This window comes from Thioalkalivibrio sp., assembly GCF_007692535.1.
In the GTDB taxonomy this organism is placed as follows: Bacteria; Pseudomonadota; Gammaproteobacteria; order Ectothiorhodospirales; family Ectothiorhodospiraceae; genus Thioalkalivibrio.
Map to the genome: position 1 here is coordinate 1 of NZ_REBW01000270.1, position 5,009 is coordinate 5,009.

12 protein-coding genes and 1 pseudogene are annotated in these 5,009 nt (G+C 61.6%); 7 read left to right on the forward strand and 6 right to left on the reverse strand.

The genetic code is table 11. From position 1 onward, the window contains the following. Positions 1-41: 41 nt before the first annotated feature. From EA346_RS14760 to EA346_RS14785, 6 genes are all read left to right on the forward strand, one after another. Positions 42-449, forward strand: coding sequence for a nucleotidyltransferase domain-containing protein (locus tag EA346_RS14760; RefSeq protein ID WP_296759883.1), 408 nt, complete (start codon positions 42-44; stop codon positions 447-449). Then, on the forward strand, positions 449-871 hold the full coding sequence (locus EA346_RS14765) for a DUF86 domain-containing protein (RefSeq protein WP_296759870.1): 423 nt from the start codon (positions 449-451) through the stop codon (positions 869-871). The genes EA346_RS14760 and EA346_RS14765 overlap by 1 nt, the downstream gene beginning before the upstream one ends. Positions 872-975: 104 nt before the next feature. After that, on the forward strand, positions 976-1,278 hold the full coding sequence (locus tag EA346_RS14770; protein WP_296759871.1) for a type II toxin-antitoxin system HigB family toxin: 303 nt from the start codon (positions 976-978) through the stop codon (positions 1,276-1,278). 11 nt (positions 1,279-1,289) lie between these two features. Further along, complete coding sequence (locus tag EA346_RS14775; protein WP_296759873.1) at positions 1,290-1,661, forward strand: transcriptional regulator; 372 nt, start codon at positions 1,290-1,292, stop codon at positions 1,659-1,661. 153 nt (positions 1,662-1,814) lie between these two features. Continuing rightward, on the forward strand, positions 1,815-2,195 hold the full coding sequence (locus EA346_RS14780) for a nucleotidyltransferase family protein (RefSeq protein WP_296759874.1): 381 nt from the start codon (positions 1,815-1,817) through the stop codon (positions 2,193-2,195). 22 nt (positions 2,196-2,217) lie between these two features. Continuing rightward, the gene (locus tag EA346_RS14785; protein WP_296759875.1) at positions 2,218-2,607 is read left to right on the forward strand and encodes a DUF86 domain-containing protein; all 390 of its coding nucleotides are present in this window, start codon (positions 2,218-2,220) and stop codon (positions 2,605-2,607) included. 31 nt (positions 2,608-2,638) lie between these two features. Here EA346_RS14785 and EA346_RS14790 read toward each other — a convergent pair whose 3' ends face one another. From EA346_RS14790 to EA346_RS14805, 4 genes are all read right to left on the reverse strand, one after another. Continuing rightward, on the reverse strand, positions 2,639-2,902 hold the full coding sequence (locus tag EA346_RS14790) for a BrnA antitoxin family protein (protein WP_296759885.1): 264 nt from the start codon (positions 2,900-2,902) through the stop codon (positions 2,639-2,641). A 13-nt stretch (positions 2,903-2,915) separates the two neighbouring features. Continuing rightward, complete coding sequence (locus EA346_RS14795; protein ID WP_296759876.1) at positions 2,916-3,194, reverse strand: BrnT family toxin; 279 nt, start codon at positions 3,192-3,194, stop codon at positions 2,916-2,918. A gap of 126 nt (positions 3,195-3,320) precedes the next feature. Further along, positions 3,321-3,761 carry a putative toxin-antitoxin system toxin component, PIN family gene (locus EA346_RS14800; protein ID WP_296759878.1) on the reverse strand — a complete coding sequence of 147 codons (441 nt, stop codon included), beginning with the start codon at positions 3,759-3,761 and terminating at the stop codon, positions 3,321-3,323. Next, the gene (locus EA346_RS14805; RefSeq protein WP_296759879.1) at positions 3,743-3,964 is read right to left on the reverse strand and encodes an AbrB/MazE/SpoVT family DNA-binding domain-containing protein; all 222 of its coding nucleotides are present in this window, start codon (positions 3,962-3,964) and stop codon (positions 3,743-3,745) included. The genes EA346_RS14800 and EA346_RS14805 overlap by 19 nt, the downstream gene beginning before the upstream one ends. 50 nt (positions 3,965-4,014) lie before the next feature. On the opposite strand from EA346_RS14805, the gene EA346_RS14810 reads away from it, so the two are divergent. Continuing rightward, a complete protein-coding gene (locus EA346_RS14810) occupies positions 4,015-4,332 on the forward strand; it encodes a Uma2 family endonuclease (RefSeq protein WP_366755810.1) in 318 nt (105 codons plus the stop codon). 238 nt (positions 4,333-4,570) lie between these two features. Here the strand turns inward: EA346_RS14810 and EA346_RS14815 are convergent, their stop codons facing one another. Both EA346_RS14815 and EA346_RS14820 read right to left on the reverse strand, forming a co-directional pair. Next, complete coding sequence (locus tag EA346_RS14815) at positions 4,571-4,825, reverse strand: type II toxin-antitoxin system RelE/ParE family toxin (RefSeq protein ID WP_366755811.1); 255 nt, start codon at positions 4,823-4,825, stop codon at positions 4,571-4,573. Positions 4,826-4,851: 26 nt separating this feature from the next. Continuing rightward, positions 4,852-5,009: pseudogene (locus EA346_RS14820) on the reverse strand (CopG family transcriptional regulator); the annotation flags it as partial.

Below are 5,009 nucleotides of genomic sequence, written 5' to 3' on the forward strand. Positions count from 1 at the left end.
CAGTCCTTGCATCGCCAGGATCACCCTCCGACAATGCCGGTATGGGCGTGCTGGCTGCAGATAACCGATTGATTGAACGACTGCGCGAGTTGCTGGAACGGCAGCCTGGCATTGCTTGCGCCTACCTATTTGGCAGTGTGGCGCGGGGCGAGGCCAGCTCCACCAGCGATATCGATCTCGCCGTACTCCTCGAACAGCCCACTGCAGACACGCTGCGCGGCCCGCTTGCCCGCCTGCGACTCGACCTGGAGGACGCGCTGGGGCGACCTGTCGACCTTGTGGCACTGGAAACCGCCCCGCCCGACCTCATCCACCGCGTGCTGCGCGACGGCGTCTTGCTCGTGGACCGAAACCCGAACCGCCGCATCGCCTTTGAGGTGCGAGCCCGGAACGACTATTTCGATCTCCTGCCGTACTTGACCGAGTATCGCCGTGCAGGTTTCGGCTAATGGATGCCGCCCTGATCGAGAAAAAGCTGGCTTTCATCCAGACCTGCGTGCGGGAACTCCAGGAGTTGGCCGACCCAGGGCGACTCGACACCGACGTCCGGGAACGGCGGTTCGTGGAGCATACCCTGCAGCTTGCGATCCAGGCTGCCCTGGATGCCGCGTCCCACTGGGTTTCGGCACGGCGCCTAGGTGAACCCGAAACCAACCGTGCATTGTTCAGACTGCTGACGGAGGACGGCGTCGTCGACCGTGAACTGGGTGAAACGCTCGCCGCCATGGCAGGGTTGCGGAATATTCTCGTCCATGGGTATCAAACCGTGAACACGGACAAGCTTCGGGAGATACTCGATCACCACTTGGGCGACCTCAATCGCTTCACAGCTGCCCTTCATGCAGCCATGCAACACTTCCAGCGTCCTTGAATAACGTTTAGCGTTCTGAGAGCGCCGGCGCGCACTCCGAGACAGCCACTTTGTGCGTTCCGGTGATCTATTGAAAAAGTCCCAAATCGGGACTAGCATGAGGCATGCGGGTCATTGCCCATCGAACCTTGCAGGCCTTCTGGCAGCAGTACCCTCAGGCCGAGCAGCCGCTGAAAGCCTGGTATGACGAGGCCAGAAAAGCCTCCTGGCAAACGCCGGCAGACATCAAGGCGCACTACCGCAGTGCCAGTTTTGTTGGCAACAACCGCGTGGTGTTCAACATCAAGGGCAACGACTACCGCTTGATCGTCGCCATCGCATACCGCGTAGGCATCGTGTACATCAAATTCATCGGGACCCACGCGCAATACGATGCCGTGGATGCCGCCACAGTAGACATGAACTGAAGGCCGGGATTATGGAAATCAAACCCATCCGCGACGAGCAGACTTACCGCGAAGCCTTGCGGGAGATTGCTGTACTCATGGAAACTGATCCTGCGCTGGGCACGCCGGAAGGCGACCGCCTGGATGTACTCTCGACGCTGGTGGAAGCCTATGAGGCGCGTACTTTCCCGATGGACCTGCCGGATCCCGTTGAAGCCATCCTGTTTCGCATGGAGCAGCAGGGCCTCAAGCCCAAGGATCTCGAGCCCATGATTGGGAAGCGCAACCGCGTGTACGAAGTGCTCAACCGCAAGCGTCCGCTGACCCTGGCCATGATCTGGCGACTGCACACCGGCTTGGGAATACCTGCCGAAAGCCTTATCCGTGAGCCTGCGCAGCACTGATCTCAACCTCCGCTGTTGCCGTGGGTTGAATCGCATAAACTCGCAAACTCTGGGACAGCCACTTTGTGCGCTTGCAACAAGGGAGGCGTCCATATATGTCCCAGAGTTCCCAAAGCGGTTGTCACAAGGTAGCGCGCGCGGTAGCGTTGCGTCATGGAAACAGCGCGCATTCAAACCGTTTTCGACCGGGAACCCCACCTTGAGCTTGCCGTTCTGATCGGCAGCCGGTGCCGCGGAACGGCAACGGAGGCCAGCGATTGGGACTTCGCGATCCAGTGGTCGCCGGAATTGGGGTTCGAAGGGGTTCTCGCAGCGACGGAGGGATTGCGCGCCCAACTCGCCGAGACGCTCGGCACCGGGGTCGAGCGCATCGACCTGATCGACCTCCGATCGGCCAGGCTTGCCATTCGGGCTGTAGTCGCGGAAGAAGGCTGTCTGCTGAAGGGTGACGGCTCGCTTGCGTGGAGCCATTTTCTGCTGCGCACCTGGCGCGAACTGGAGGACTGGGCCTGGGAATCCACCCATGCGGCTTGATCTCTACCAGGCGGAGACGGCGGTGATCGCGCGTGAGCAGGCGGCGATGCTTGCCGAAGCGCGCGAACGCGTGTTGGCGGGCGGCTCGCTCAGCCGGCTCGAGCAGAACGGCGTGCTGCATGCGCTCCAGGTGCTGGTCGAAAACGCCATCGGCAAGGCCAAGCACCTGATCAAGGCGGCGGGCGAACCGGTCCCGGTTTCCGCCTACGACAGCTTCCGCGCCCTCGCCCGCATACTGGGCCTTTCATCGCAGCAACTCGAAAAGTGGAATGCGATCATCGGGCTGCGCAACCGCATCGTCCACGACTACATGAACCTGGACATGCACCGGGTTCTGCAAATAGTCGAGTCCGGTGGTTACGCGTTCGTGGTGGACTTCCTGCTGACATCGCCCAAAGAAACGGGAAAATAAATCCGTCCCCATTTACCCGCTGCCGCGCCCATCAGCTGCCTGGGTTCCGATGATGCTCTCGGAGCCATTCCTTCAGTGCAGCGTCGATGCGGGTCTGCCAGCCCTTTCCGGTTGCCCGGAATGCATTTACGACCTCTGGCGACAAGCGGATGGTCACTCGTTCCTTGGTCACTTCCAATGGGGGGCGGCCCGGACGCCGCAGCGAACGTGCATCGTCCTCGCCAGGTTCGTATGTCTCCGGATCGGCCTTGATCCCGGCTTCAATCGCCGCTTCCTCATCGGCGTCATTCAGCACGATCCGCCGGCCGTTACGTAGCGTTGAAAATCTCGACATACCGAGCAATCTCCCGGTTATTGGCCTTGCGCAGGCTGATGATTCGGCGCGCGTTCGTTCGGTCCGTGAAGACGATGCAGTACAAGCGGTCGCCCATCCGGGCGTATCCGAGCATTCGAGGTTCGCCGTAATTCTTCCGGCGATCTTCCATGGCAAGCAGCGTGTCCCACTCCAGCCAGGCGGCCGCCGCAAGCGAAACCCCGTGCTTGGCCAGGTTCGCGGCATCCTTGCCCGCATCGAACTCGATCTCCATGCATTTATTGTACGCACAATAATAAGTCTCGGGCAATGGGTTGTGCCAACCCCTCTGGGCAATCCTTCAAGGGCGGGATGCGGCGAAGGAGGCAACGTGGATGTCCCGGAGTTCGCCGACTCCGACCTACCGCAACTCCAACCAGGCATGAAACCGCGCGGGCTCCATCACGGTGACGGACAGCGTTTCCCGCAGGGCGAGGATGTCTTCGTCGCCGCTGACCAGCACGTCGGCCCGCGCCTGCTGCGCCAAGGCGATGAACATCGCGTCCGCCGGGTCACGGAGACCAATAAGCGCGGGTTCGTGACCGATTGTGAACGTCTCCGTGTACGGAAGGTAATCCGCGAGCAGGGCCTCCCGTTCGGCGGGGTCCAGCTTGAACTTGGGGTAGGCAAGCACGCGAATGAGTTCCTCGGCGGTGGCGCGGCTGACCAGGGGAACGAACTGACCGGACTGCCAGGCGCGTCGCAGCCAGGCGAGACGCCCACGCGAGAACAGCAGGGCCGACACAATGCAGTTGGTGTCCAGTACGACCCGCGGCCGTCCGGTCAGCGCTGTCTCGCCCATTCGATGGCATCCCGCGCGTCGTCTTCCGTGATCCCGAGAGACTCGAGTTTCTTGCGCACGGCATCCGCGCCCTGCACCCGCACCGGCGTCAGCACAATGCGTCCATCTTCAGCCGAAACGTCGAAATACGTGGCATCGCCCACCGCTTCCAGGATCGACTTCGGCAGCGTCAGCTGGTTCTTGGAGGTCTTTTTCGCAAGCATGGCGGTCGTGTGGCAGACCCATCAAAGTAAGGATTCCTTATTGTAGCTGAATGCCCTCGCGTCGACCAACGGACCTCCTGGTCTCCTGCGACCCGAATGACCGGGCGACCTACTATCGCGAACGCCCCTGTCTCATCGTGGAAGTCCTGTCGGAATCGACCGAGCGCCTGGATCGTCGCGAGAAGATGCTCGCGTACCCGACGATTGCGTCCCTGCAGGAGTACGTGCTCGTGGCCCAGGATGTCCGGCGTGTCGAGGTCTACCGCCGGACCGATGACTGGGCGCCCAGCATCCACACCGAGGGCCCGGTGCGGTTGGAATGCCTCGGCACCGAGGTGGCCGTGGGGGCCATCTACGCGGATCTCTAGGTCGAGTTGCCTTCCATTCCCCCACGCCGGCTGGAGCAAGTGGGTGTCGCAGCAAGAAAGGAAACAAATCCGTCCGGATTTACCGGAGCTTCCACTTCCGTGGAAGCGGCTCTGCGGAAAGAGCTGCCGGGGCGGCGCCGCGCGTTCAAGGAAAGTGGTTGTCTCAGAGTTTAGGGCGGGATGAGGCGAAGGAGGCAACGTGGATGTCCCGGAGTTCTTTCTGCGGAGTTCTTTCTGGTCAGTAGCCGGCCTCTTTTTGGTGCCGAAAGGCCAGAACATAGACCGCATCGTCGGCTGGCTCGTGGCGGTAGAGGAGCACATATCCAGAATCCCCGAAGGCAATCACCAGCTCGCGCAGCTCGGGCATTTCAGGAAACGGCCGGCCAATGTCGGGGGCCTTCTCCAGCAGCAGGAATTGTTGCTCGATGGCTTGGCCGGCCCGCCTAGCGGCTTCGGGTGCCTTGCCGACCAGAAACTGCCGGCAGCGCTCCAAGCCTTCGGAAGCCGTTTCGGTAACGATTACTCGTGGCACTCTGGCACCGCTTTTTCATCATCGGTGCCCCAAGTGTTCAACCAGATCCGAACTTCCTGGCCGGTCAGGTGGCGACCAGTTTCCTGGTAGGCCGCCCAGGATGCCAAGGCTTCCTGCTTGAAGCTCTCGCGGGCTTCCTCGCGCT

Excerpts from the sequence above, each read along its gene's own strand:
- EA346_RS14770 (WP_296759871.1), top strand. The coding sequence starts at position 976 with ATGCGGGTCATTGCCCATCGAACCTTGCAGGCCTTCTGGCAGCAGTAC.
- EA346_RS14760 (WP_296759883.1), top strand. The coding sequence starts at position 42 with ATGGGCGTGCTGGCTGCAGATAACCGATTGATTGAACGACTGCGCGAG.
- EA346_RS14810 (WP_366755810.1), top strand. The coding sequence starts at position 4,015 with ATGCCCTCGCGTCGACCAACGGACCTCCTGGTCTCCTGCGACCCGAAT.
- EA346_RS14765 (WP_296759870.1), top strand. The coding sequence starts at position 449 with ATGGATGCCGCCCTGATCGAGAAAAAGCTGGCTTTCATCCAGACCTGC.
- EA346_RS14775 (WP_296759873.1), top strand. The coding sequence starts at position 1,290 with ATGGAAATCAAACCCATCCGCGACGAGCAGACTTACCGCGAAGCCTTG.
- EA346_RS14780 (WP_296759874.1), top strand. The coding sequence starts at position 1,815 with ATGGAAACAGCGCGCATTCAAACCGTTTTCGACCGGGAACCCCACCTT.
- EA346_RS14800 (WP_296759878.1), bottom strand. The coding sequence starts at position 3,761 with ATGGGCGAGACAGCGCTGACCGGACGGCCGCGGGTCGTACTGGACACC.
- EA346_RS14795 (WP_296759876.1), bottom strand. The coding sequence starts at position 3,194 with ATGGAGATCGAGTTCGATGCGGGCAAGGATGCCGCGAACCTGGCCAAG.
- EA346_RS14805 (WP_296759879.1), bottom strand. The coding sequence starts at position 3,964 with ATGCTTGCGAAAAAGACCTCCAAGAACCAGCTGACGCTGCCGAAGTCG.